This is a genomic window from Massilia sp. UYP11 (genome assembly GCF_050434805.1).
GTDB lineage: Bacteria > Pseudomonadota > Gammaproteobacteria > Burkholderiales > Burkholderiaceae_D > Telluria.
Genome location: NZ_JBNDJE010000003.1, coordinates 224362 through 248544, shown reverse-complemented (window position 1 = coordinate 248544; position 24183 = coordinate 224362). Strand labels below are relative to the sequence as shown.

23 protein-coding genes and 1 tRNA gene are annotated in these 24183 nt (G+C 64.1%); 22 read left to right on the top strand and 2 right to left on the bottom strand.

Translation table 11 applies throughout. The annotated features are described in order from the left end of the window. Window positions 1-9: 9 nt before the first annotated feature. Window positions 10-1401 (bottom strand): M16 family metallopeptidase, encoded by a 1392-nt coding sequence (locus ABIB38_RS07755; protein WP_429203190.1) that lies wholly within the window; start codon window positions 1399-1401, stop codon window positions 10-12. 314 nt (window positions 1402-1715) lie between these two features. Between ABIB38_RS07755 and ABIB38_RS07750 the strand changes: the two genes are divergently transcribed. Continuing rightward, entirely contained in the window at window positions 1716-2504 is a 789-nt protein-coding gene (locus tag ABIB38_RS07750) for a GIN domain-containing protein (RefSeq protein ID WP_429203189.1), read from the top strand. Window positions 2505-2610: 106 nt separating this feature from the next. Continuing rightward, window positions 2611-3234 carry a tetratricopeptide repeat protein gene (locus tag ABIB38_RS07745; protein WP_429203188.1) on the top strand — a complete coding sequence of 208 codons (624 nt, stop codon included), beginning with the start codon at window positions 2611-2613 and terminating at the stop codon, window positions 3232-3234. 47 nt (window positions 3235-3281) lie between these two features. Here ABIB38_RS07745 and ABIB38_RS07740 read toward each other — a convergent pair whose 3' ends face one another. Then, window positions 3282-4598, bottom strand: coding sequence for an SGNH/GDSL hydrolase family protein (locus ABIB38_RS07740; protein WP_429203187.1), 1317 nt, complete (start codon window positions 4596-4598; stop codon window positions 3282-3284). Between the two features lie 261 nt (window positions 4599-4859). Here ABIB38_RS07740 and ABIB38_RS07735 point away from each other — a divergent pair, with 261 nt between their 5' ends. The 20 genes from ABIB38_RS07735 (at window position 4860) to nuoN (ending at window position 24183) form a co-directional block, all read left to right on the top strand. Beyond that, window positions 4860-5357 (top strand): hypothetical protein, encoded by a 498-nt coding sequence (locus tag ABIB38_RS07735; protein WP_429203186.1) that lies wholly within the window; start codon window positions 4860-4862, stop codon window positions 5355-5357. A gap of 72 nt (window positions 5358-5429) precedes the next feature. Beyond that, window positions 5430-6389, top strand: coding sequence for an MYG1 family protein (locus ABIB38_RS07730; protein WP_429203185.1), 960 nt, complete (start codon window positions 5430-5432; stop codon window positions 6387-6389). Window positions 6390-6480: 91 nt separating this feature from the next. After that, on the top strand, window positions 6481-7467 hold the full coding sequence (locus tag ABIB38_RS07725) for an NAD(P)H-quinone oxidoreductase (protein ID WP_429203184.1): 987 nt from the start codon (window positions 6481-6483) through the stop codon (window positions 7465-7467). Between the two features lie 159 nt (window positions 7468-7626). After that, a complete protein-coding gene (tpiA, locus tag ABIB38_RS07720) occupies window positions 7627-8385 on the top strand; it encodes a triose-phosphate isomerase (protein WP_429203183.1) in 759 nt (252 codons plus the stop codon). A gap of 89 nt (window positions 8386-8474) precedes the next feature. After that, window positions 8475-8939, top strand: coding sequence for a preprotein translocase subunit SecG (gene secG / locus ABIB38_RS07715; RefSeq protein ID WP_429203182.1), 465 nt, complete (start codon window positions 8475-8477; stop codon window positions 8937-8939). 302 nt (window positions 8940-9241) lie between these two features. After that, window positions 9242-9326 (top strand) — tRNA-Leu (locus ABIB38_RS07710). A 169-nt stretch (window positions 9327-9495) separates the two neighbouring features. Continuing rightward, complete coding sequence (locus ABIB38_RS07705; RefSeq protein ID WP_429203181.1) at window positions 9496-9855, top strand: NADH-quinone oxidoreductase subunit A; 360 nt, start codon at window positions 9496-9498, stop codon at window positions 9853-9855. 3 nt (window positions 9856-9858) lie between these two features. Beyond that, a complete protein-coding gene (locus ABIB38_RS07700; RefSeq protein WP_005666428.1) occupies window positions 9859-10335 on the top strand; it encodes a NuoB/complex I 20 kDa subunit family protein in 477 nt (158 codons plus the stop codon). Between the two features lie 17 nt (window positions 10336-10352). After that, complete coding sequence (locus ABIB38_RS07695; protein WP_429203180.1) at window positions 10353-10946, top strand: NADH-quinone oxidoreductase subunit C; 594 nt, start codon at window positions 10353-10355, stop codon at window positions 10944-10946. Next, window positions 10946-12199: an NADH-quinone oxidoreductase subunit D gene (locus tag ABIB38_RS07690; RefSeq protein ID WP_429203179.1), complete on the top strand. Its 1254-nt coding sequence runs from the start codon at window positions 10946-10948 to the stop codon at window positions 12197-12199. The genes ABIB38_RS07695 and ABIB38_RS07690 overlap by 1 nt, the downstream gene beginning before the upstream one ends. 37 nt (window positions 12200-12236) lie before the next feature. Continuing rightward, window positions 12237-12713: an NADH-quinone oxidoreductase subunit NuoE gene (gene nuoE / locus ABIB38_RS07685; RefSeq protein WP_429203177.1), complete on the top strand. Its 477-nt coding sequence runs from the start codon at window positions 12237-12239 to the stop codon at window positions 12711-12713. Then, on the top strand, window positions 12710-14005 hold the full coding sequence (nuoF, locus tag ABIB38_RS07680) for an NADH-quinone oxidoreductase subunit NuoF (RefSeq protein WP_429203175.1): 1296 nt from the start codon (window positions 12710-12712) through the stop codon (window positions 14003-14005). The genes nuoE and nuoF overlap by 4 nt, the downstream gene beginning before the upstream one ends. 21 nt (window positions 14006-14026) lie before the next feature. Further along, window positions 14027-16369 (top strand): NADH-quinone oxidoreductase subunit NuoG, encoded by a 2343-nt coding sequence (gene nuoG, locus ABIB38_RS07675; protein ID WP_429203173.1) that lies wholly within the window; start codon window positions 14027-14029, stop codon window positions 16367-16369. Further along, the gene (gene nuoH / locus ABIB38_RS07670; protein ID WP_429203171.1) at window positions 16369-17460 is read left to right on the top strand and encodes an NADH-quinone oxidoreductase subunit NuoH; all 1092 of its coding nucleotides are present in this window, start codon (window positions 16369-16371) and stop codon (window positions 17458-17460) included. Before nuoG ends, nuoH begins: the two co-directional genes overlap by 1 nt. 10 nt (window positions 17461-17470) lie before the next feature. Next, window positions 17471-17959 (top strand): NADH-quinone oxidoreductase subunit NuoI, encoded by a 489-nt coding sequence (gene nuoI, locus ABIB38_RS07665; RefSeq protein WP_429203169.1) that lies wholly within the window; start codon window positions 17471-17473, stop codon window positions 17957-17959. 23 nt (window positions 17960-17982) lie between these two features. Beyond that, window positions 17983-18672 (top strand): NADH-quinone oxidoreductase subunit J, encoded by a 690-nt coding sequence (locus tag ABIB38_RS07660; RefSeq protein WP_429203167.1) that lies wholly within the window; start codon window positions 17983-17985, stop codon window positions 18670-18672. Then, window positions 18669-18977, top strand: coding sequence for an NADH-quinone oxidoreductase subunit NuoK (gene nuoK / locus ABIB38_RS07655; protein WP_306397331.1), 309 nt, complete (start codon window positions 18669-18671; stop codon window positions 18975-18977). Before ABIB38_RS07660 ends, nuoK begins: the two co-directional genes overlap by 4 nt. Window positions 18978-19016: 39 nt before the next feature. Beyond that, on the top strand, window positions 19017-21137 hold the full coding sequence (gene nuoL, locus ABIB38_RS07650) for an NADH-quinone oxidoreductase subunit L (RefSeq protein WP_429203165.1): 2121 nt from the start codon (window positions 19017-19019) through the stop codon (window positions 21135-21137). Window positions 21138-21159: 22 nt separating this feature from the next. Further along, the gene (locus ABIB38_RS07645; protein ID WP_429203163.1) at window positions 21160-22662 is read left to right on the top strand and encodes an NADH-quinone oxidoreductase subunit M; all 1503 of its coding nucleotides are present in this window, start codon (window positions 21160-21162) and stop codon (window positions 22660-22662) included. Between the two features lie 6 nt (window positions 22663-22668). Beyond that, window positions 22669-24183, top strand: coding sequence for an NADH-quinone oxidoreductase subunit NuoN (gene nuoN / locus ABIB38_RS07640; protein ID WP_429203161.1), 1515 nt, complete (start codon window positions 22669-22671; stop codon window positions 24181-24183).

Below are 24183 nucleotides of genomic sequence, written 5' to 3'. Positions count from 1 at the left end.
ACGCGCTCCTTATTGGGTGTTGGCGGGGGCCGACGCAGTCTTGGCCGCTTCGATCATGGCGGCCGGCTTGCGGTCGATGACGGTGCGGTTGGTCGGCACCAGATAGGTCCTGGCCGCGCGCTGGATGTCGCCCGAGGTCACGCCCTCGATCCAGCCCGGGATCTTGTTGACCACGTTGGCGTCGCCCCACAGGGTCTGCAGCTTGGCCAGGGTGTCGGCGCGGTTCACGAAGCTCTCCAGCTTGTTGTTCCAGTCGGCCAGCATGCGCGTCTTGACGCGCTTCAAGGTCGCGTCGTCGACGCCGTCCTTCGCGATCTTCGCGATCTCTTCGTCCATCGCCTTGAGCACGGCGTCGGCGCTGCTGTCCGGCTTGTACAGTGCGAACACGGTCATCAGGGTCGGGCCGTTGTATTCCCACGGGCTGGTCAGGCCGAACATGGTGTCGACGTTGAGGGCGATCTCGCGGCCCTTCACCAGGCCCTGGTAGAACAGCGAGGCGTCGCCGCCGCCCAGCAGCTCGGCCAGCACCGCGATCGGCGCCTGGTCGCGGCTGCCGCGTTCCGGCGCCTTCCAGGCCGCCGCGATGGCCGGCACCTGGGCCAGCGCGTCACTTTGCTCCAGCCGTTTTTCGGCGGTGTTGAGAGGCTCCGAGAAGTCGGTGCCCTTCGGTACCGGGCGCGCCGCAATTGCGCCGAAGTATTTCTCGGCCAGCGCGAAGCCCTGCTGCGGCGTGATGTCGCCGGCGATCGCCAGCACCGCGTTGTTCGGGCCGTAGTAGTCGCGGTGGAAGGCGCGCACGTCGTCCAGGCTGGCGTTTTCCAGGTCTTCGAAGCTGCCGTAGCCGTCGTGGTTGTTCTCCCATTTCTGGAACGCGTGCTGGCTGATGTCGATCCACATGAAACCGCCGTAGGGCTGGTTCTTGACGTTGACGCGGATCTCTTCCTTGACGACGTCCTGCTGGTTCTTCAGGGTGGCCGGATTGAAGTCCAGGGTCTTCATGCGGTCCGCTTCCAGCCACAGGATCGGCTCCAGGCTCGATGCCGGCGCGGTCTCGATGTAGTTGGTGAAGTCGGGACGGGTCGAGCCGTTGTTCCAGCCGCCGCCGGCGGTGATGGTGGTGTCGAACACGCCCTTCGGCGCGTTCGGCGTGCCCTGGAACATCAGGTGTTCGAACAGGTGGGCGAAGCCGGTGCGGTTCCGGGGCTCGAGGCGCATGCCGACGTGGTAGACGACCGAGACGCCGACGGTCGGCGAGCTGCGGTCTTCCGACACGATGACGGTCAGTCCGTTGTCGAGTTTCTTGGTGTTGACCGGCAGGCTCCACTGGTCGCTCGGGGCGGCGAACGCCGATATCGACAGGGTGAGCCCGGCCAGCAGGACAGGTAATTGGCGCATGCGCATGGGAACCTCATGAAGAATGGTGGGGCGATTTGCCAGCGCCATCCCCCGGCGGGAGCGACTCCCGCCGGCCGGGAAGGGGCGGCCATCGGCGGCCTATCTTAGCGCAATGGCATGTTGATAAGTATTCTTTTTATTGTTCCAGCGCATGCCATGCCGATGTCATGCAGACGGCATCCATCGCCGGCGTGTGCATTTCGGGTGGCGATTCATGCAGTTCGTCGCATGGGGCCGCGACCGGCCCGGCTTTCGGGATATAGTTGCAACATGACAAGTACCGGCGCGATGCCGGCGCAAGAATTTATTGGAGAGAATGGATGAACCACCTGACCAAGCTGGGCGCCGCCATCGCCGTGCCGTTCGCCTTGTTCTGGGCGGCGCCCGGCGTCGCCGGGGGCGCGCCGGAGACGAGCACCGAGACCCGCCAGATCGATGCGCGCGTGGTGCGTGTCAAGCTTGAAGGAGTGGGTGACCTCAAGATCCGCCAGGGGGCGACGCCGGCCCTGGTGCTCACCGGCGACGCGCGCCTGCTGTCGCGGACCACGACGTCGCAGAATGGGGACACCCTGAACATCGAGACCGAAGGCCGCAATGCGGGCTTGCGCTTCGGCCGTTCGTCCGGCCTGCAGGCCGAACTGGTGCTGCCGAACCTGCAGGCGGTGTCGTCCGAAAGCATCGGTTCCACCACCGTGAGCGGGTTCGCCGGGGAAACGCTGGACATCAACCTCGATGGCGCCGGCTCGATGTATGTATCATCGTCGGACTACCGCACCATCACGGCCAGCCTGGGCGGGGTCGGCAATCTCAAGATCCAGGGCGTGAACAGCGAGCACGTCGACCTGAGCCTGGGCGGGGCCGGCTACGTGACCCTGAGCGGACGCAGCAAGCACATCAGTGCCGAGCTCGGCGGACTGGGCGGACTCGACGCCCGGGACTGCACGGCCGACTCGGTCACGCTGGACTTGTCGGGCCTGGGCAACGCCACCGTCAACGTGCAAAAGAGCGCCAATCTCGCGCTGTCGGGCATGGGATCGGTGACGGTGTTCGGCAAGCCGGCCAATCGCAAGGTCGCCCTCGACGGCCTGGGCAAGGTCAACTGGAAATGACAGGCGCGCCTTCCATGGTCCTGGCAGCGCCACACACATGGCCACCTCGGTGGGATTCGCGGCAATTGCTCAAATTCCGGAACGATCCAGATTCTGTGCACGAGACATGAAAAAAATACTCCTTGTGACGCTGCTTGCCATCGGGCTGCAATTCGGTCCGCAGACGAGCGCCCGGGCCGGCTTTGCCGAGGGCGCGAGCGCCTACAACGCCCGCAACTATGCGCTGGCATTGAAAGAAATCAGTCCGCTGGCCCGGGCCGGCAATCCCGACGCCCAGCACCTGCTGGGCCTGATGTACTACATGGGCCGCGGCGTCACGCGCGACTACAAGCAGGCCTTCGCCTGGCACCTGAAGGCGGCCGAGCAGGGCAAGGCCGATGCCCAGTACGTGGTCGGCGCCATGTATTACACCGGCAATGCGGTGCCGCAGGACCAGAAACATGCCGTCGGCTGGTTCCGCAGGGCGGCCGAGCAGGGCAACCCCGACGCCCAGCACGCGCTCGGGCTGATGTACCGCTATAGCGTGGCGGGCGTGCCGCAGGATGCGGTGCTGGCCTATATGCTGTACAACCTGGCCGCGGCCGGCGGCCACCGCAACGCCATCGAACAGCGCGCCGCGATCGCCAAGAAAATGACGCAGGAACAGGTTGAAGAAGCGCAGGCCCTGTCGCGCACCTGGAAGGTGGGCAAGGCCCTGCCGGCGGCGTCGAAGACCGGCGCCAATCCGTAGCAGTCCACGGAATTTCAGCGGATATTCAGCGGATATTCAGCGGATATTCAGCGGATCGCCGGCAGCGCCAGCGGCATCGCCTCGCCCAGCGCCGCGTAGCCGCGGTCGTTCGGATGCAGGTGGTCGCCGCTGTCATACGCCGGCAACAGCCGGCTCGGGCGCACCGGATCGCGCAGCACGCGGTCGGCGTCGAACACCGCATCGAACTCGCCGCTGGTGCGGATCCAGGCGTTTACCGCCTGGCGCAGCGTTTCCTTCTCGGTCGCGTACAGCGCCGCGCCTTCGAACGGCGCCAGCGTGGCGCCGATCACCGCGATGCGCGCGGCGCGGGCGCGGGCGATCAGCTGGCGATAGCCGGCCACCATGTCGTCCAGCGTGACCGGATTGGCCGCCGAACTGTTGCCGATATCCTCGATTCCAATCATTAACACCAACTGGCGCACGCCGCTCGTGGCCAGCACGTCGCGCTCGAAGCGCGCCAGGGCGCTCTGTCCAGCCAGCGGGTTGGCCGGGTCGTTGCCGAGCAGGCGGTTGCCGCCGATGCCGCGGTTGATCACGCCGGGACGCGCACCGGCGTCGCGCCCGGCCTGCAGGCGCCGCGCCAGCACGTCGGTCCAGCGCCGGTTGGCGTCACCCGTGCTGCGCGCGCCGTCGACGAGGGCGTCGCCCAGCACGACGACGGCGCCTTTCATGCCGTCCACTTCCAGCGCCGTCAGGAACGGCCAGGCCGCGATCGTGCGCTGGACCGGCAGGCTGGCGCTGGCGGCATGGTCGCCGGCGGGCGAGACATAGCCGGTCTGGCGCGCCTGGGCGTGCAGGGTGGCCGCCTGCACGGCGCCCGGCAGGTACAGGCTGACCGCCACCTGCGCCAGCGGCGGCAGGTTCAGTTCGACCGGGTCGGACAGCGCCGGCGCGCCGGCCGGGATCGTCACGCCGGCGCGCCCGCCGAAGGTCAGGGCGCGGTCGGTGCCCGGCGCCACGTCCGACCCCTGCGCGCGCAGGCCGATGCGCGCCGCGCCGATCCGCAGCGGCGTCGCGCCCAGCTCGTTCGACAGGCGGATGCGCACGCGGTTGCCGCCCACGCTCGACTGGACGATCAGGCGCAGGGTCTGGTTGTTGAAGGCATACGGGCTGGCGTCCGGGGGCGGCGCGGCCGGCGCCGCGCCCCAGCTCGCGGTCCAGTGACTGGCGGTGTCCCATGACTGGGCCACGGCCGGCGGGCCGGCCAGCGTGATGGCGGCGGCCAGCATGGCGCTGGCCAGCAGCAGGCGGCGCCGGGCCGGCGTCAGAGTGCGTGGTGAAAAATAAAACTGCGGCAACAACCGGCGCGCGGCCGCGATCAGGAAGGACAGGAAACGGTTCATGTGCTGCTCCATCGGACGCCCATGCAATAAGCATGAGTTCGTAATGACAATCTAGCAGCGATATGGATGTGAAAAAGATGGCAAGCCGCGGGATCGTTGCGCGATATCGAAGGGCATTTTGATTGCGATTCCAACAAGAAAATTATAGTCCTCTAAAGTTGGCGCTAAGCGATCTGGCGAACTGAGCAGAACGCCGATGCGGTCCAGCATGATGCTCGAACCACCGACGAGGAGATGACGATGGCGGATGTTGAATTGACGATGACGACCCAGGTGCCGGTCTCGACGCAGGAGGCCTGGGCCTGGTCGACCTCGCTCGAGAGCGTGCGCGCCGAGATGCGGCCCTTGCTGAAGCTCGTTTTTCCGAAAGGGATGACGGATATCGGCGCCAACACGATGCTCGGCACGTCGCTGGGCCGGTGTCAGTTCTTGCTGTTCGGCTTGTTTCCGGTCGATATGTCGAAGTTGACGTTTACCGAGATCGTGCCGGGCCACCGCTTCGTCGAGCAGTCGCAACTGCTCTCGATGCACGCCTGGCGGCATGAGCGCGTGATCACGCCGGCCGCCGACGGCCGCGGCGCCCTGATTACCGATCGCCTGGCGTTCGCGCCCCGTTTCGCCACGCCGGTGGTGCGCGCCATGGTCAAGCTGCTGTTCGCGCACCGTCACAAGATGCTGGCGCGCGCGCTCGGCGCATCCAGCCAGGAAATTGCCCAAAACAGAGATGGCAGAGCGCGCCGGGACAGGTCCGCGTGGTAGGCTTCGGCTTCGACTCACGCGCGCGCGCCTGTCAATACCATGACAATGGCGCGGCGACCATTTGGAGCATGTATGTTGATTGCCACTCACGGCGGCAAATTCCACGCGGATGATGCGTGGGCGGTCGCCGTCCTGAAGGTGCTGTTCCCCGCGGCGGACATCATTCGAACGCGCGAACAGGCCAGGATCGATGCCGCCGACTTCGCGATCGACGTCGGCGGGGTCTGGGACCCGGCCACCGGCCGCTTCGACCACCACCAGAAGGAATTCGACGCCACCCGCGTGTCCGGCGTGCCGTATGCCAGCGCCGGCCTGGTCTGGCGCGAGTATGGCGCGCGCTGCGTCGTTGCCCTGGCAGAGCGCCAGACCGGCGAGCGGCTGGCGGACGACACGGCCCAGCAGATCGCCTACGCCATCGACGCCGACATCGTGCAATATCTCGACCTGTCGGACGTCGGCGTGGCCAAGAGTGCGCCGGGCAGCTATGGCTTGTCGGCAGTGGTGTCCGGCTTCAATCCAGGCTGGCTCGACGAGCAGCGCCTGGGCTATGGCGAGGCGGTGGACGCCTACCGCATGGGCCAGTTCATGCGCGTCGTCGAGTTCCTGACCGACATCATGGGCAATGCCGTGCGCTACCGCGTCGGCGCGATGCTGGCCGTGACCCAGGTGCGCCAGGCCGACGTGCTCGAAGACGGCAAGCTGTTGTTCCTGAAGAACGCCGCGCTGCCCTGGAGCAGTGTGGTGCGCAAGGAAATGCCGAAGGTCCTGTTCGTCATCAGCCACAGCCTGACCGAGGGGCGCTACATGCTGCACACGGTGTCGGTCGACACCGAGAGCTTCGACGCCAGAGCCGACCTGCCGGAAGCCTGGGCCGGGCTGCGCGAAGCCGAGCTGGCGGCCGTTACCGGGGTCGAGGACGCCGTGTTCTGCCACACCGGCCGCTTCATCGCCGCCGCCCGGAGCTATGCCGGCGTGCTCAGCATGGCGCGCCAGGCGCTGGCGGCGGTAGGGTCGGCGCAGGTCGGCGGCTGAGCCGCCGACCCCAGGGAGCGCGCACAGCGGCGCGCAAGCTGACGCCGAGTCCCGTACAATTACGGTTTTGCTAACACGGGAGCAATCAACCATGCGCGCCATCGAGATCACCCAGCCCGGCAAGCCGGAAGTCCTGCAACTGTGCGAGCGTCCGACGCCGGCCTTGATGCCCGGCGAAGTGCTCATCAAGGTCCACGCCGCCGGCATCAACCGGCCCGACGTGCTGCAGCGCCTGGGTAAATACCCGGTGCCGCCCGGCGCCTCCGATCTGCCGGGCCTGGAAGTGGCGGGCGAGATCGTCGACGGCGACCTGGACGGCAGCGATTTCCGGAAAGGCGACCTGGTGTGCGCACTGGTGCAGGGCGGCGGCTATGCCGAATACTGCGCCGCGCCGCTGGCGCAGTGCCTGCCGGTGCCGCAAGGCCTGAGCGCGCTCGAAGCGGCCACCTTGCCCGAAACGTATTTCACGGTGTGGAGCAATGTGTTCGACCGCGCCCGCTTGGCCGAGGGCGAGAGCCTGCTGGTGCAGGGTGGCAGCTCGGGCATCGGCGTCACCGCGATCCAGCTGGCCAGGGCGCTGGGCCACCGCGTGTTCGCCACCGCCGGCAGCGCGGAAAAATGCCGCGCCGTCGAGGCGCTCGGCGCCGAACGCGGCATCAATTACCGCGACGAGGATTTCGTCGCCGTGGTCAAGGAACTCACGAACGGTAAAGGTGTCGACGTTATCCTGGACATGGTCGCGGGCAGCTACGTGGCGCGCGAGATCGATTGCCTGGCCGACGACGGCCGCCTGGTGGTGATCGCGCTGCTGGGCGGCGCGCGTGCCGACCTCGACATGGGGCAGGTGCTGCGGCGCCGCCTGACCGTCACCGGCTCTACCCTGCGTCCGCGGCCGGTGGCGTTCAAGGCCGCGATCGCGCGCCAGCTGCGCGAGCATGCCTGGCCGCTGTTCGCCCAGGGCAAGATCAAGCCCGTGATCCACCAGGTCTTCCCCCTGGAGCAGGCGGCGCAGGCGCATGCCCTGATGGAGTCGAGCACGCACGTCGGCAAGATCGTGCTGCAGGTGCAGCCGGGCTGAGACAGCGGGATAAAGGGTGCGCCGGCGGGGCCAGGACGGCCTTGCGGCGCGTAGTAGCGGCGGTTTCCAGGCAAAAATCAGCGAGCCGGGCAGCTGAGCCTTTGTTTGACCGCCATATGATCGACCGCTAGAATAGCGGGTTATTTGACATGGGGTAGTATGCGTCCCAAACTCGTCGTAGGTAACTGGAAGATGAACGGCAGCCGTGCAGCCAATGCAGAGCTGCTGCAAGGCATTCTCGCTGGATTGGACGATGCAGGCGCCGCGAGCGCCGTGTGCGTTCCCGCTCCCTATCTGTTCCAGTGTGAACAACTTCTCGCAGGCAGTGCGATGGCCTGGGGCGCGCAAGACGTCGCGACCGAGCCGTGCGGCGCCTTCACCGGCGAAGTCTGTTCGTCGATGCTGCAGGATTTCGGCTGCCGCTACGTGATCGTCGGCCACTCCGAGCGCCGCGCCTACCATGGCGAATCGAATGCGCTGGTGGCGCGCAAGGCCAAGGCGGCGCTGGATGCCGGCCTGACCCCGATCGTGTGCGTCGGCGAAACGCTGGCCGAGCGCGAGGCGCTCGCCACGCAGGAAGTGGTCGGCGCCCAGCTCGATGCGGTGCTGGAACTGGTGGGTGCCGATGCCGTGCCGAAGCTGGTGCTGGCCTACGAGCCGGTGTGGGCGATCGGCACCGGCAAGACGGCGACGCCGGCGATGGCCCAGGAGGTGCACGCCTTCTTGCGCGACAAGCTGCGCAACTGCAACGCCGAGGCCGCTGAAAGCGTACAAATCCTTTACGGCGGCAGCATGAAGCCGGAAAATGCTGGCGATCTGATGGCGCAGCCGGATATCGATGGCGGGTTGATCGGTGGAGCGGCGTTGAAGTCGAGTGATTTTCTCGGGATTATCGGGGCGGCCAAGCGGTCTGTATAAGATTCGGTCTTGAAGCGTTACGAATTTTCGAATCTTTTGAAAATATAAGAAATTTAAAAACGTTGTTTTAAACTTGGAATGGAATTGCAATGATCTGGTTCAACTTGATTATCGTCGTGCAGGTTATTTCGGCCCTGGCCATTATTGGCCTGGTGCTGATGCAGCACGGTAAGGGCGCCGACATGGGCGCCGCCTTTGGTTCGGGCTCGTCGGGCAGCCTGTTCGGCGCCTCGGGGTCGTCGAACTTCCTGTCGAAGTCCACCGCCGTGGCGGCCGCCATCTTCTTCGGCTCGACCCTGGCCCTGGCCTATATCGGCAACAGCGGCGGCGGCGAGAGCGGCGGCGGCGTCATGGGCCGTGTGACCGTGCCGTCGAGCCAGGCGCCAGCGTCCGGCATCCCGGGCGGCGCGCCAGCCCAGACCGCACCGGCCGACGTGCCGACACTGCCGGGCAGCAATGCCGCGCCGGCCACGACCGTTCCGGCCACCCCGGCCCCGGCTGCTGCCCCGACCGAGGTCCCGGCAGCCCCGGCGCCGGCAGCCCCGGCGCAGTAAGCGTCACCCGGCGCGGCTAACGCGCCACAATAACAACATGCAAGCGCGCCGTTTTATCGGCGCGTTTGTGTTTTTAGGCGTAGAATATTGCGGCGCGTGAATGAACTTGCGAGATCTGCTGGTTAGTGTGGCTAGGACATTGATCGCGCACCTGCAGGAAGAATGTCGTCAGGCTTGGGTAAGTAATTGCCGGGGCATCGAATAAACGGCGACGTGATTCAAAAAAATTGCAAATATCCTTGTGATTGCGCAATTTGAGCATTGATAAGTAATGCTAAGGCAGGGTAAAATACTGGTCTCCAGCCGACGTGGTGAAATTGGTAGACACGCTATCTTGAGGGGGTAGTGGCGCAAGCTGTGCGAGTTCGAGTCTCGCCGTCGGCACCAAAATTTAGAAAGAGAGCCAGCAAGGGCGCACGAGTTTCCTCATGCCTGAGCTGGCTTTTTTACGAGGATCGTCGTCCGGTCCTGGTGGCAGGCTTTAAGCCAGGTTCGCACGATTCGGTGCTGCATCCCCGCAGCATGTCTTTAACCGATCGTTCAGGAAGCTTCAGCTGTGAACCTCGAAAGTTATCTCCCCGTTCTTCTCTTTATCCTGGTTGGCATCGGCGTCGGTGTCGCCCCTCAGGTGCTCGGCCGCCTGCTGGGGCCCCACAAGCCGGACGATGCCAAGCTGTCCCCGTATGAGTGCGGCTTCGAAGCCTTCGAAGACGCGCGCATGAAGTTCGACGTCCGGTACTACCTGGTCGCGATCTTGTTCATTTTGTTTGATCTGGAAACGGCATTCTTCTTCCCATGGGGCGTCTCGATGCGCGAGCTGGGTTGGACCGGTTTCATCACGATGATGGTGTTCATCGCCGAGTTCGTGGTCGGTTTCTGGTACATCTGGAAGAAAGGTGCCCTTGATTGGGAATAAGCCATGGCAATTGAAGGCGTATTAAACGAAGGTTTCATCACCACCACAGCCGACAAGCTGATCAACTGGGCGCGCACCGGGTCGATGTTCCCGATGACGTTCGGTCTGGCCTGCTGCGCGGTCGAGATGATGCATGTGGGCGCGGCCCGTTACGACATGGACCGCTTCGGTATCGTGTTTCGTCCATCGCCGCGTCAGTCCGACGTGATGATCGTCGCCGGCACCCTGTGCAACAAGATGGCGCCGGCGCTGCGCAAGGTCTACGACCAGATGGCCGAGCCGCGCTGGGTGATCTCGATGGGGTCCTGTGCCAACGGCGGCGGCTACTACCACTACTCGTACTCGGTGGTGCGCGGCTGCGATCGCATCGTTCCGGTCGATGTGTACGTGCCGGGCTGCCCGCCGACTGCCGAAGCGCTGCTCTACGGCATCATGCAGCTCCAGAACAAGATCAAGCGCACCAATACCATCGCGCGCTAAAAACGGACGGCGTACCCATGACGACAAAACTCGAGACCCTTGAACTCGCCCTGAAAAATGCATTGGGGGAGGGCGCCGCCATTTCCGCGGCGCTGGGCGAAGTGACGGTGGTGGTCAAGGCATCTGATTACATCAGGACCATGACCACCCTGCGCGACGACCCCACCCTGGCATTCGAACAGATGATCGACCTGTGCGGCGTCGACTATTCGACCTATGGCGAAGGCAGCTACGAAGGTCCACGCTTCGCGGTGGTCGTGCACCTGCTTTCCCTGGCGAAGAACTGGCGCGTCCGCGTGCGCGTGTTCTGCCCGGACGACGACATGCCGCTGGTCGAATCGATCACCCCGATCTGGCGCGCCGCCAACTGGTTCGAGCGCGAAGCGTTCGACATGTTCGGCATCCTGTTCGACGGCCACGGCGACCTGCGCCGCATCCTGACCGACTACGGCTTCATCGGCCACCCGTTCCGCAAGGACTTCCCGATCTCGGGCTACGTCGAAATGCGCTACGACCCGGAACAGAAACGCGTGATCTACCAACCCGTCACGATCGAGCCGCGCGAGAACATCCCGCGCGTGATTCGCGAAGAGACCTACGGGACGAAATAATGGCTGAGCTTAAGAACTACACCCTGAACTTTGGTCCGCAACACCCGGCAGCGCACGGCGTGCTGCGCCTGGTGCTGGAGCTGGACGGCGAAGTGATCCAGCGCGCCGACCCGCACATCGGCCTGCTGCACCGTGGAACCGAGAAGCTGGCGGAAACCCGCACCTATCTCCAGTCGGTTCCCTATATGGACCGTCTCGACTACGTGTCGATGATGTGCAACGAACACGGCTACGTGCTGGCGATCGAAAAGCTGCTCGGCATCGAAGCGCCGATCCGCGCCCAGTACATCCGCACCATGTTCGACGAGATCACCCGCATCCTGAACCACCTGATGTGGCTGGGCGCGCACGCACTGGACATCGGCGCCATGGGCCCGTTCCTGTACTGCTTCCGCGACCGCGAAGACCTGTTCGACGTCTACGAGGCGGTGTCGGGCGCGCGCATGCACGCGGCCTACTACCGTCCGGGCGGCGTGTACCGCGACCTGCCGGACACCATGCCGCAGCACAAGCAGTCGCCGATCCGCAGCGCCAAGGCGATCGCCGAACTCAACGAGCACCGCCAGGGCTCGGTCATCGACTTCCTCGACGCCTTCACCAAGCGCTTCGACGGCTATGTCGACGAGTACGAGACCCTGCTGACCGATAACCGCATCTGGAAGCAGCGTACCGTCGGCATCGGCGTGGTCAGCCCGGAAGACGCGAAGGCGATGGGCTTCACCGGCGCCATGCTGCGCGGCTCGGGCATCGCCTGGGACCTGCGCAAGCACCAGCCGTATGCCGCCTACGACAAGGTCGAGTTCGACATCCCGGTCGGCACCAACGGCGATTCCTACGACCGCTACCTGGTGCGGGTGGAAGAGCTGCGCCAGTCGAACCGCATCATCAAGCAGTGCCTGGCCTGGCTGCGCGCCAACCCGGGTCCGGTGATGATCGACAACAACAAGATCGCGCCGCCGAGCCGGATGGACATGAAGTCCAATATGGAATCGCTGATCCACCATTTCAAGCTGTTCACCGAAGGCTTCCACGTCCCCGCGGGCGAGGCCTATGCCGCGATCGAGCACCCGAAGGGCGAGTTCGGCATCTATATCGTCTCCGACGGCGCCAACAAGCCATACCGCCTGAAAATCCGCACGCCGGACTATGTCCACCTGCAGAGCCTCGACGAGATGGCACGCGGCCACATGATCGCTGACGCGGTGGCCATCATCGGTACCCAGGACATCGTGTTCGGCAGTATCGACAGGTAAGGCTCACGTTCGATAAGAAAAGGGCAGAGAGAAGACTATGTTATCCGCGCAGTGCTATCAAAAAATCGATCGCGAGCTGGCCAAGTACCCAGCCGATCAACGCCAGTCGGCCGTGATGGCTTCGCTGGCCCACGCCCAGGTCGAACTGGGCTGGCTGTCGCCTGAAACCATGCAAGAGATTGCCGACTACATCGGCATGCCGGCCATCGCCGTGCAGGAAGTGGCGACTTTCTACAATATGTTCAACATCAAGCCGGTCGGCAAGCACAAGATCACCGTGTGCACCAACCTGCCATGCGCGCTGTCGGGCGGCGAACGTGCCGGCCAGCGCATCAAGGACGCGCTCGGCATCGACTACCGCGACACCACCGCCGACGGCAAATTCACGCTGCTGGAAGGCGAGTGCATGGGCGCCTGCGGCGACGCACCGGTCATGCTGGTGAACAACCACCGCATGTGTTCGTTCATGAGCGACGCCAAGATCGACGCCCTGCTTGAGGAACTGAACAAATGACCAGCCTGCACGACCGTCACATCAAACCGCTGATCCTCGCCAACCTGAACGGTGAGAACTGGCACCTGGCCGACTACGTCAATCGTGGCGGCTATTCGGCGCTGCGCCGCATCATCGAAGAAAAGATCACGCCGGAACAGATCATCGCCGACATGAAGGCCTCGGGCCTGCGCGGCCGCGGCGGCGCCGGTTTCCCGACCGGCCTCAAGTGGAGCTTCATGCCGCGCCAGTTCCCGGGCCAGAAATACCTCGTCTGCAATACCGACGAAGGCGAGCCGGGCACGTTCAAGGACCGCGACATCATCCGCTACAACCCGCATGCGCTGATCGAAGGCATGGCCATCGGCGCCTACGCGATGGGCATCACGGTGGGCTACAACTACATCCACGGCGAGATCTTCCAGGACTACCTGCGCTTCGAGGAAGCGCTGGAAGAAGCGCGCGCGGCGGGCTTCCTGGGCAATAACATCATGGGCAGCGAGTTCAGCTTCCAGCTGCACGCGCACCACGGCTACGGCGCCTACATCTGCGGCGAAGAAACGGCGCTGCTCGAGTCGCTCGAAGGCAAGAAGGGCCAGCCGCGCTTCAAGCCGCCATTCCCGGCCTCGTTCGGCCTGTATGGCAAGCCGACCACCATCAACAATACCGAAACGTTCGCGGCCGTCCCGTTCATCCTGAACATCGGCGCCGAGAACTACATGGCGCTGGGCAAACCGAACAACGGCGGCACCAAGATCTTCTCGATCTCGGGCGACGTCGAGCGTCCGGGCAACTACGAAGTCCCGCTGGGCACGCCGTTCGCGACCCTGATGGAACTGGCCGGCGGCATGCGCGGCGGCAAGAAGATCAAGGCCGTCATTCCCGGCGGATCGTCGGCCCCGGTGGTCCCGGGCGACATCATGATGCAGACCGACCTCGACTACGATTCGATCGCCAAGGCCGGTTCGATGCTAGGTTCGGGCGCCGTCATCGTCATGGACGAGACCCGCTGCATGGTCAAGTCGCTGCTGCGCCTGTCGTACTTCTACTATGAGGAATCGTGCGGCCAGTGCACCCCGTGCCGCGAAGGCACCGGCTGGATGTACCGCATGGTCCACCGCATCGAGCACGGCCAGGGCCGTCCGGACGACATGGACCTGCTGAACAATATCGCCGACAACATCAAGGGCCGCACCATCTGCGCGCTCGGCGATGCGGCAGCGATGCCGGTCCAGGCGATGATCAAGCACTTCCGCCAGGAATTTGAATATCACATCGAGCACAAGCATTGCCTCGTGCCCGCATACCTTTAAACCAGGTCAGGTAACGATCAAATGGTTGAAATCGAATTAGACGGCAAGAAAGTCGAAGTCCCGCCAGGTTCCATGGTGATGGACGCCGCAAACAAACTCGGCACCTATATCCCGCACTTCTGCTATCACAAGAAATTGTCGATCGCCGCGAACTGCCGCATGTGCCTGGTCGAAGTGGAAAAGGCGCCCAAGCCCTTGCCCGCCTGCGCCACGCCGGTCTCGCCGGGCATGGTCGTGCGCAGCCACAGCGACAAGGCGGTGCAGGCGCAGAAGTCGGTGATGGAATTCCTGCTCATTAACCACCCGCTGGATTGCCCGATCTGCGACCAGGGCGGCGAATGCCAGCTGCAGGATCTGGCCGTCGGCTACGGCAAGAGCGGCTCGCGCTACCAGGAAGAAAAGCGCGTGGTGGCCCCGAAAGAGGCCGGCCCCCTGATCTCGATGGAAGAGATGTCGCGCTGCATCCAGTGCACCCGTTGCGTGCGCTTCGGCCAGGAAGTGGCCGGCGTCATGGAATTCGGCATGCTGGGCAGGGGCGAGCACTCCGAGATCACGACGTTTGTCGGCAAGACCGTCGACTCGGAAGTCTCGGGCAACATGATCGACCTGTGCCCGGTCGGCGCGCTGACCAGCAAGCCGTTCCGCTACTCGGCACGCCCATGGGAACTGCAGCGCCGCAAGTCGGTGTCGCCGCACGATTCGCTGGGCGCCAACCTGATCGTCCAGGTCAAGGGCGGCAAGGTCATGCGCGTGCTGCCGCTCGAGAACGAAGCGGTCAACGAGTGCTGGCTGTCCGACAAGGAGCGCTTCTCGTACGAGGCGCTGGACAATGCCGACCGCCTGACGAAGCCGATGATCAAGCAGGACAACCAGTGGATCGAGACCGAATGGTCGACCGCCCTGGAATACATCGCCCACGGCCTGCGCAATATCCGCCACGAGCACGGCGCCGACAGCCTCGCGGCCGTCGCCACCGCCCACTCGACCGTGGAAGAACTGTACCTGCTGAACAAGGCGTTCCGCGGCTTCGGTTCGGAGAACGTCGACTTCCGCCTGCGCCAGAGCGACTTCGCGCTCGACGGCCAGGTGGCCCCGTGGCTCGGCATGCCGATCGCCGACATCAGCAAGCTCAAGCGTGCATTGGTCATCGGCTCGTTCCTGCGCAAGGATCACCCGCTGGTGGCGACCCGCCTGCGCGCCGCCACCAAGTCGGGCCTGCGCCTGTCGCTGGTGGCCGGCAGCGACGACGAGCTCCTGATGAAGACCGCCCACAAGCTGATCGCCGCGCCGAGCGACTGGCTGGTCGCGCTGTCGGAAATCATGGTCGCCATCGCCGCCGACAAGAACATCGCCGTCCCGGCCGGCTTCGAGCACGTCGAAGCGTCGAGCATCGCGAAAGCCATCGCCGCCTCGCTGGTCGTCGTCGGCGACGTCGAGGTGCCGGGCGCCATCCTGCTCGGCAACGCCGCCGCGCAACACCCGCAAGCATCGAAAATCCACGCGTGCGCCCAGTGGATCGCCGAGCAGACCGGCTGCAGCTTCGGCTACCTGGTCGACGCCGCCAACGCGGTCGGCGGCCACCTGGTCGGCGCGGTCTCGGGCAAGCGGGAGTCGCTGTTCGCCACGCCGAAAAAAGCCTACGTGCTGCTCAACGCCGAACCGGAACTGGATGCGGCCAACCCGCAGCAAGCCGTCGCCGCGCTCAAGCAGGCCGAGATGGTGGTGGCGATGTCGGCCTTCAAGCACGGCATGGATTATGCCGACGTGCTGCTGCCGATCGCGCCGTTCTCGGAAACCTCGGGCACGTTCGTCAATTGCGAAGGTCGTGCACAGAGCTTCAACGGCACCGTGCGCCCGCTGGGCGACGCGCGTCCGGCCTGGAAAGTGCTGCGCGTGCTGGGCAACCTGCTGGGCCTGCAAGGTTTCGACTACGAGACCTCGGAAGCAATCCGCGACGAAGCGCTCGGCAAGGGCAACGTCGACCTGTCGAGCAAGCTCAACAACGTGGCGAGCCTGGCCCCGAGCGCCGGTGCGTACGCGCCGGCCGGCCAGCTCGAGCGCCTGACCGACGTGCCGGTGTACTTCACCGACGCGCTGGCGCGCCGTTCCGAGCCGCTGCAGCGCACCGCCGACGCCAACGCGCCGCTGGTGACCCTGTCGAAAGCGGTCGCCGAATCGATCGGCGTCAAGGCCGGCGACCAGGTCAAGGTCACGCAAGGAGCAGGCTCGGCCGTACTGGTCGCCAACGTCGACAAGAGCCTGCCGTCGAACGCGGTGCGCGTCGCCGCCGGCCACCCGGCGGTCGCCGGCCTGGGCGCCATGTTCGGTTCCATCCACGTTGAAAAAGCAGGGGAGGGCAAGTAATGGCAACGCCCGGTTACATCGATTCATTCAACGCCGGCGGCGCCGACCTGCTCGGCCCGGTCTGGCCGCTGGTCTGGACCATCATCAAGATCATGGCCGTCGTCGCGCCGCTGATGATCGCGATCGCCTACGCCACCCTGTGGGAACGTAAATTCATCGGCTGGATCCAGATCCGCATCGGCCCGAACCGCGTCGGTCCCGGCGGCCTGCTGCAGCCGATGGCCGACGGCCTGAAGCTCCTGATCAAGGAGATCGTGATTCCGGCCAAGGCGAACCGCAACCTGTTCGTCATCGGCCCGATCATGACCATCATGCCGGCGCTGGCCGCCTGGTCGGTGGTGCCGTTCGGCCCGCAGTTCGCGCTGGCCGACGTCAACGCCGGCGTGCTGCTGCTGCTGGCGATCACCTCGGTCGAAGTCTACGGCATCATCATCGCCGGCTGGGCCTCGAACTCGAAGTACTCGTTCATGGGCGCGATGCGCGCCTCGGCCCAGATGATCTCGTACGAAATCCCGATGGGCTTCGTGCTGGTGGTCGTGCTGATGGTGTCGGGCACCCTGAACCTGTCGGGCATCGTCGCCGGCCAGCAGGTGGGCATGTTCGCCGACATGGGGCTGAACTTCCTGTCGTGGAACTGGCTGCCGCTGTTCCCGCTGTTCATCATCTACCTGGTGTCGGGCCTGGCCGAGTGCGGTCGTCACCCGTTCGACGTGATCGAAGGCGAATCCGAGATCGTGGCCGGCCACATGGTCGAGTACTCGGGCATGTCGTACGCCATGTTCATGCTGGCCGAGTACGGCAACATGATCCTGATCGGCACTCTGGCTTCGCTGTTCTTCATGGGCGGCTGGTCGGCGCCGTTCGCCTTCCTCGAAGTGGGCGGCACCCTGGGCGGCTTCATCGGCTTCTTCTGGCTGTTCCTGAAGGCTTTCCTGTTCGTGACCTTCTTCATCTGGGTCCGCGGCACCTTCCCGCGCTACCGCTATGACCAGATCATGCGCCTGGGCTGGAAAGTGTTCATCCCGCTGACCCTGATCTGGCTGGTCGTCGTCGCCGTCTGGATGCAGACGCCGTGGAATATTTGGAAGTAAGGAACACACAATGTCCAGAATGAAAGAAATCCTCGGCAGCCTCATGCTGACCGAGTTGATCAAGGGCCTTGCCCTGACCGGGAAATATGCGCTGTCGCGCAAGATCACGGTCCAGTACCCGGAAGAAAAGACCCCCATGTCGAACCGCTTCCGCGGCCTGCACGCGTTGCGTCGCTACCCCAACGGGGAAGAGCGCTGCATCGCCTGCAAGCTGTGCGAAGCGGTGTGCCCGGCCATGGCCATCACGATCGAGTCGGCGCAGCGCGATGACGGCACCCGCCGCACCACGCGCTACGACATCGACCTGACCAAGTGCATCTTCTGCGGCTTCTGCGAAGAATCGTGCCCGGTCGACTCGATCGTGGAAACCAGCATCTTCGAGTATCACGGCGAAAAACGCGGCGATCTCTACTACACCAAAGAGATGCTGCTCGCCGTGGGCGACCGCTACGAGGCCGACATTGCCGCCGCCCGCGAGGCGGACGCGAAGTACCGCTAATCACAAAGGGTCCTGGGTAAGTCATGACATTTACAACTGTTCTGTTCTACGTGTTCGCGGCCATCATGGTGCTGGCCAGCCTGCGCGTCATCACCGCCAAGAATCCGGTCCACGCCGCGCTGTTCCTGGTGCTGGCCTTCTTCAACGCGGCCGGCATCTGGCTGCTGCTGAAAGCCGAATTCCTCGCCATCGTGCTGGTGCTGGTCTATGTGGGCGCCGTCATGGTGCTGTTCCTCTTCGTCGTCATGATGCTCGACATTAATATCGACCGCATGCGCGAAGGCTTCTGGGGCTACCTGCCGGTGGCGGCCGGCGTCGGCGGCCTGATCGTGCTCGAGATGGGCGTCGTCCTGTGGCACGGCTACGGCAACTTCCAGCAAAGCCCCGAAGCCGCCGCATTGAACATCGGCGGCACCAAGGAACTCGGCCTGCAGATCTATACCCGCTACATCTACGGCTTCGAGATCGCCGCCGTGGTGCTGCTGGTGGCGATCATCGCCGCCGTCGCCCTGACCCTGCGCCGCCGCAAGGACACCAAAGCCATCGACCCGGGCCTCGCGGTTCGCGTCAAGCGTAACGACCGCCTCAAGATCGTCAAGGTCGAGACGGTCAACCAGCGCGCCATCGACGCAGCGAACGTCGAAAAGGCCGCTGCTGCGGCGGCGGCAGCCGCGCCAGCAGCGACGCCTACCGATTCCAAGGAGCCAAAATGACGTTGACGCTCGCACACTACCTGATCCTGGGCGCGATCCTGTTCGCGATCTCGGTGGTCGGCATCTTCCTGAACCGGAAGAACATCATCATCCTGCTGATGGCCATCGAACTGATGCTGCTGGCGGTGAACCTGAACTTCATCGCGTTTTCCCATTACCTGGGCGACGCGGCGGGGCAGATCTTCGTGTTCTTCATCCTGACCGTCGCTGCCGCCGAATCCGCAATCGGCCTGGCAATCCTGGTGGTCCTGTTCCGTAACCTGGACACGATCAACGTGGAAGACCTCGATCGCCTCAAGGGCTGACGGTCTCGGCTAGATAAACAAAAACGAAAAGGTTCAACAATGGCGGGGCAAATTTCAACCTCACTCTTACTGGCGGTGCCTCTGGCGCCGTTGGCGGGCTCGGCGATCGCCGGTCTGCTCGGTACCAAGTTCCTGGGCAATGTGGTCGGTCGCAAGGTGTCGCATACGGCGACCATCCTGGGCGTGCTGATCGCGCTGGTCATCTCGGTGCAAACCCTGATGGCCACGCTCGACGGCTTCAAGCTGAATGAAGATATCTACACCTGGATGACGGTCGGCACGCTCAAGCTGGCGGTCGGCTTCCAGATCGACACCCTGACCGCGATGATGATGTGCGTCGTGACCTCGGTGTCGCTGATGGTCCACATCTACACGATCGGCTACATGGCGGAAGACGACGGCTACAACCGCTTCTTCTCGTACATCTCGCTGTTCACGTTCGCGATGCTGATGCTGGTCATGTCCAACAACTTCCTGCAGCTGTTCTTCGGCTGGGAAGCGGTGGGCCTGGTGTCGTACCTCCTGATCGGCTTCTGGTACACCCGCCCGACCGCGATCTTCGCCAACATGAAGGCCTTCCTGGTCAACCGCGTGGGCGACTTCGGCTTCATCCTCGGCATCGGCCTGCTGCTGGCCGCGTCGGGTTCGATGAACTACGCCGAAGTGTTCGCCAAGGCCGACGAGCTGGCCCTGATGACCGTGCCAGGCACCGACTGGCCACTGCTGACCGCGGCCTGCATCTGCCTGTTCATCGGCGCGATGGGCAAGTCGGCGCAGTTCCCGCTGCACGTGTGGCTGCCCGATTCGATGGAAGGCCCGACCCCGATCTCGGCGCTGATCCACGCCGCGACGATGGTTACCGCCGGCATCTTCATGGTGTCGCGCATGTCGCCGCTGTTCGAACTGTCGGATGGCGCGCTGTCGTTCATCATCGTCATCGGTTCGATCACCGCGCTGTTCATGGGCTTTTTGGGCATCATCCAGAACGACATCAAGCGCGTGGTCGCTTACTCGACCCTGTCGCAGCTCGGTTACATGACCGTCGCACTGGGCGTGTCGGCCTACTCGGTCGCCGCCTTCCACCTGATGACCCACGCGTTCTTCAAGGCGCTGCTGTTCCTGGGCGCCGGTTCGGTCATCATCGGCATGCACCACGACCAGGACATGCGCAACATGGGCGGCCTGCGCAAGTACATGCCGATCACCTGGATCACGTCGCTGATCGGTTCGCTGGCCCTGATCGGTACCCCATTGTTCTCGGGCTTCTACTCGAAGGATTCGATCATCGAGGCGGTGCACGCAAGTAACCTGCCGGGTTCGGGCTTCGCCAACTTCGCGGTGCTGGCCGGCGTGTTCGTCACGGCGTTCTACTCGTTCCGTATGTATTTCCTGGTGTTCCATGGCGAAGAGCGTTTCGGCAAGGCACATGCGCATGATCATCATGACGATCACGCGCACCACAAGACCGCGGCCGCCGGCCACGGTCACGACGATCCCCTCGCACTGCACGAATCGGACGCGCACCACGAAGAGGAAGCGCATGACGACCACGGCCACCATGGCCTGGCCCCGGGCCAGAAGCCGCACGAGTCGCCCTGGGTGGTAACCCTGCCGCTGATCCTGCTGGCGATCCCGTCGGTGATCGTCGGCTACCTGGCCATCGGTCCTATGTTGCACGGTGATTTCTTCGACGGCGTGATCACGGTCAATCCTGCGCACCCTGCGATGGCGGAACTGAACGCGATGTTCCATGGCGCCGGCGCGATGGCCCTGCACGGCCTGCAGACCGCACCGTTCTGGCTGGCGCTGGCAGGCGTCGTTGCCGCCTACTACTGCTATATGGTCAATCCGCGCGTGCCGGCCTGGTTCTACGCCAAGTTCAAGCCGCTGCACACCCTGCTGGACAACAAGTACTACATGGATGCGTTCAACCAGAAGTTCTTCGCTGGCGGCGCACTCGGCGTGGGCAAGGGCCTGTGGAATATCGGCGACCGCGGCCTGATCGACGGCCTGGTCGTCAATGGCAGCGCCAAGGTGGTGGGTTGGTTCTCGACCGTCACCAAGCGCGCGCAGACCGGTTACATCTATCACTATGCGTTCGTGATGATCGTCGGCGTGCTGGCGGCGATGCTGTACTTCTTCCCGTTCTGGCGCGGTTAATCACAGGCAGAGATAAAGAAAAATGATGCAGTCAACAATTTCTACGTTTCCACCGTATCTGAGCCTGGCGATCTGGCTCCCGATCCTGTTCGGCGTGCTGGTGCTGGCCGTGGGCCGCGACAAGAACGCCGGCATGGTGCGCTTGCTGTCGCTGGCCGGCGCCGTCGTCAGCCTGCTGCCGACGATCCCGCTGATCGCCAACTTCGACAACACCACGGTCGGCATGCAGTTCTATGAACAGGCGGCCTGGATCGAGCGCTTCAGCATCTTCTACCGCCTCGGCGTGGACGGCCTGTCGCTGTGGTTCGTGCCGCTGACCGCCTTCATCACCATCATCGTGGTGCTGGCGGCGTGGCAGGTGATCGAGGAGCGCGTCGCCCAGTACATGGGCTCGTTCCTGATCCTGTCGGGCCTGATGATCGGCGTGTTCGTCGCGCTGGACGGCCTGCTGTTCTACTTCTTCTTCGAAGCCACCCTGATCCCGATGTTCATCATCATCGGCGTGTTCGGCGGCCCGAACCGGGTGTACGCGGCCTTTAAATTCTTCCTGTACACCTTCTTGGGTTCGCTGCTGACCCTGGTCGCGATCGTCTACCTGTACAACAAGTCGGGTTCGTTCGACATCCTGGTCTGGCACGACCTGCCGCTGACGATGAAGGAACAGATCCTGATCTTCATCGCCTTCTTCATGGCCTTCGCCGTGAAAGTGCCGATGTGGCCGGTGCACACCTGGCTGCCGGACGCCCACGTCGAAGCGCCGACCGGCGGCTCGGTCGTGCTGGCCGCGATCATGCTCAAGCTGGGCGCCTACGGTTTCCTGCGCTTCTCGCTGCCGATCACCCCGGACGCGAGCCAGTACCTGGCCCCGGTCGTGATCGGACTGTCGCTGGTCGCCGTGATCTACATCGGCCTGGTGGCCCTGGTCCAGAAGGACATGAAGAAACTGGTCGCCTATTCGTCGATCGCGCACATGGGCTTCGTGACCCTGGGCTTCTTCATGTTCAACGACCTGGGCGTGCAGGGCGGCCTGATGCAGGCGATCTCGCACGGCTTCGTGTCGGGCGCGATGTTCCTGTGCATCGGCGTGCTGTACGACCGCATGCACTCGCGTGAAATCGCCGACTACGGCGGCGTGGTCAACACCATGCCGAAGTTCGCCGCCTTCGTCGTGCTGTTCTCGATGGCCAATGCCGGCCTGCCGGCGACCTCGGGCTTCATCGGCGAGTTCATGGTGATCCTGGGCGCGGTCGAATTCAACTTCTGGACCGGTGTCGCATCGGGTACCGCCCTGATCCTGGGCGCGGCCTACTCGCTGTGGATGGTCAAGCGCGTCGTGTTCGGGCCAGTGGCCAACAAGAACGTTGCCGCGCTGACCGACCTGAACGGCCGCGAGTTCGCCATCCTGTCGGTGCTGGCGATCGCCACCCTGGCGATGGGCCTGTACCCGGCGCCGATCGCCGAGACCCTGCAAGTGTCGGTCACCGACCTGCTTCAGCACGTCGCAGTCAGCAAAGTGCCTCAATAAAACGCCATGAATGAAATGAACTCGACCCTGTTATCGGCCGCCGACACCAATCTGGCGCCGGTGTATGCCGAAATCTTCCTCTTGATCGCGACCTCGGCGATCCTGCTGATCGATCTGTTCCTGAAGGAAGGCAAGCGCAACCTGACCTATGGCCTGTCGCTGCTGGCGATCGGCGGCTGCGCGATCTTTTCCTTCATCGACTTCAACACCGGCACGACCGTGTACACGTTCAGCGGCATGTACGTGTCGGATCCGATGTCGAACCTGCTCAAGCTGTTCACCTACCTGGCCACGGCCATGACCATCGTCTACTCGCGCCAGTACGCGGGCGACCGCGGCATGATGTCGGGCAACCTGGGCGGCGAGTTCTACACGCTCGCGCTGTTCTCGATGATGGGCCAGATGATCATGATCTCGGGTAACAGCATGCTGTCGATCTACCTGGGTCTCGAGCTGATGTCGCTGTCGCTGTACGCCCTCGTTGCGCTGCGCCGCGACCACGCGATCTCGACCGAGGCAGCGATGAAGTACTTCATCCTGGGCGCCCTGGCGTCGGGCTTCCTGCTGTACGGCATCTCGATGATCTATGGCGCGACCGGTTCGCTCGACATCACCACCATCGCCCAGGTGACCGCCGCCGAGGGTGCGAACCGCACCATCCTGGTGTTCGGCCTGGTGTTCGTGGTGGCGGGCCTCGCGTTCAAGCTGGGCGTGGTGCCGTTCCACATGTGGGTGCCGGACGTGGTGCAGGGCGCGCCGACCGCCGTGACCCTGTTGCTGGGCGGCGCGCCGAAGATCGCCACCTTCGCCATCGTGATCCGCCTGCTGGCCGAGGCGCTGCCGTCGATGGCCTTCGACTGGCAGCAGATGCTGCTGGTGGTCGCCGTGCTGTCGCTGGCCTTCGGCAACGTCACCGCGATCGCGCAGACCAATATCAAACGCATGCTGGCGTATTCCACAATCGCGCAGATGGGCTTCGTGGTGCTGGCCCTGGTGGTCGGCAACGTCGACGGCGACACCACCAATGCCGCCTCCGCCTACAGCGCCGCGATGTACTACACCATCATCTACGTGCTGACCACGGTGGGCACGTTCGGCCTGATCATGATGCTGGCGCGCGTCGGCCATGAGGCCGAACTGATCAGCGACTTCAAGGGACTCGGCAAGCGCAGCCCATGGTTCGCGGTCGTCGCCACGATCCTGATGTTCTCGCTGGCCGGCGTGCCGCCGATGGTGGGCTTCATTGCCAAGTATGCCGTGATCCAGGCCGTCGCCCAGGCCGGCATGGTGTGGCTGGCCGTCGTGGCCGTGATGTTCTCGCTGATCGGCGCGTTCTACTACCTGCGCATCGTCAAGACCATCTGGTTCGACGAGGCGGAGGACACGAACGTCATCGCGACCCCGACGGACATGCGCGTCATCATGTCGCTCAACGGCGTCGCCATCTTCGTGCTGGGCATGCTCCCGAGCGGCCTGCTGGCGGTCTGCTACAGCGCCATGCAGGCGACCCTGGCCAATTAA

Bases quoted from the DNA above. Each gene is read 5' to 3' on its own strand.
- ABIB38_RS07755 (WP_429203190.1), bottom strand. From the start codon at position 1,401: ATGCGCATGCGCCAATTACCTGTCCTGCTGGCCGGGCTCACCCTGTCG.
- ABIB38_RS07750 (WP_429203189.1), top strand. From the start codon at position 1,716: ATGAACCACCTGACCAAGCTGGGCGCCGCCATCGCCGTGCCGTTCGCC.
- ABIB38_RS07745 (WP_429203188.1), top strand. From the start codon at position 2,611: ATGAAAAAAATACTCCTTGTGACGCTGCTTGCCATCGGGCTGCAATTC.
- ABIB38_RS07740 (WP_429203187.1), bottom strand. From the start codon at position 4,598: ATGAACCGTTTCCTGTCCTTCCTGATCGCGGCCGCGCGCCGGTTGTTG.
- ABIB38_RS07735 (WP_429203186.1), top strand. From the start codon at position 4,860: ATGACGACCCAGGTGCCGGTCTCGACGCAGGAGGCCTGGGCCTGGTCG.
- ABIB38_RS07730 (WP_429203185.1), top strand. From the start codon at position 5,430: ATGTTGATTGCCACTCACGGCGGCAAATTCCACGCGGATGATGCGTGG.
- ABIB38_RS07725 (WP_429203184.1), top strand. From the start codon at position 6,481: ATGCGCGCCATCGAGATCACCCAGCCCGGCAAGCCGGAAGTCCTGCAA.
- tpiA (WP_429203183.1), top strand. From the start codon at position 7,627: ATGCGTCCCAAACTCGTCGTAGGTAACTGGAAGATGAACGGCAGCCGT.
- secG (WP_429203182.1), top strand. From the start codon at position 8,475: ATGATCTGGTTCAACTTGATTATCGTCGTGCAGGTTATTTCGGCCCTG.
- ABIB38_RS07700 (WP_005666428.1), top strand. From the start codon at position 9,859: ATGGCAATTGAAGGCGTATTAAACGAAGGTTTCATCACCACCACAGCC.
- ABIB38_RS07695 (WP_429203180.1), top strand. From the start codon at position 10,353: ATGACGACAAAACTCGAGACCCTTGAACTCGCCCTGAAAAATGCATTG.
- ABIB38_RS07690 (WP_429203179.1), top strand. From the start codon at position 10,946: ATGGCTGAGCTTAAGAACTACACCCTGAACTTTGGTCCGCAACACCCG.
- nuoE (WP_429203177.1), top strand. From the start codon at position 12,237: ATGTTATCCGCGCAGTGCTATCAAAAAATCGATCGCGAGCTGGCCAAG.
- nuoF (WP_429203175.1), top strand. From the start codon at position 12,710: ATGACCAGCCTGCACGACCGTCACATCAAACCGCTGATCCTCGCCAAC.
- nuoG (WP_429203173.1), top strand. From the start codon at position 14,027: ATGGTTGAAATCGAATTAGACGGCAAGAAAGTCGAAGTCCCGCCAGGT.
- nuoH (WP_429203171.1), top strand. From the start codon at position 16,369: ATGGCAACGCCCGGTTACATCGATTCATTCAACGCCGGCGGCGCCGAC.
- nuoI (WP_429203169.1), top strand. From the start codon at position 17,471: ATGTCCAGAATGAAAGAAATCCTCGGCAGCCTCATGCTGACCGAGTTG.
- ABIB38_RS07660 (WP_429203167.1), top strand. From the start codon at position 17,983: ATGACATTTACAACTGTTCTGTTCTACGTGTTCGCGGCCATCATGGTG.
- nuoK (WP_306397331.1), top strand. From the start codon at position 18,669: ATGACGTTGACGCTCGCACACTACCTGATCCTGGGCGCGATCCTGTTC.
- nuoL (WP_429203165.1), top strand. From the start codon at position 19,017: ATGGCGGGGCAAATTTCAACCTCACTCTTACTGGCGGTGCCTCTGGCG.
- ABIB38_RS07645 (WP_429203163.1), top strand. From the start codon at position 21,160: ATGATGCAGTCAACAATTTCTACGTTTCCACCGTATCTGAGCCTGGCG.
- nuoN (WP_429203161.1), top strand. From the start codon at position 22,669: ATGAATGAAATGAACTCGACCCTGTTATCGGCCGCCGACACCAATCTG.